Source organism: Streptomyces olivaceus (genome assembly GCF_000721235.1).
GTDB lineage: Bacteria > Actinomycetota > Actinomycetes > Streptomycetales > Streptomycetaceae > Streptomyces > Streptomyces olivaceus.
In genome coordinates this window covers 1-335 of record NZ_JOFH01000151.1, presented here as the reverse complement: position 1 = coordinate 335, position 335 = coordinate 1, and the positions used below count along the sequence as shown (strand labels likewise).

The following is a 335-nucleotide window of genomic DNA, read 5'->3' as shown; positions in this document are numbered from 1 at the left end:
CCGTCGACGACCACTCCCGCCTCGCCTACAGCGAGATCCACGCGGACGAGAAGAAGGAGACCGCCACCGGCTTCTGGCAGCGGGCCCACGCCTTCTTCAGCCAGGCCGGGATCACCGTCGAGCGGGTACTGACCGACAACGGTTCCTGCTACCGCTCACGCGACTGGCGCGATGCCCTGGCAGCGGCCGGGATCGCCCACAAGCGCACCCGGCCCTACCGTCCCCAGACGAACGGCAAGGTCGAACGCTTCAACCGCACCCTGCTGGACGAGTGGGCCTACGCCCGCCCCTACCGGTCAGAAGCCGAGCGCCGCCAAGCGTTCCCGCAATGGCTG

General features: G+C 69.3%; 1 protein-coding gene. It reads left to right on the top strand.

What is annotated here, in order from left to right; all coding sequences use genetic code 11:
- A partial coding sequence (locus IG94_RS0138210; protein WP_031048879.1) for a DDE-type integrase/transposase/recombinase occupies positions 1–335 on the top strand: 335 nt, incomplete at both ends.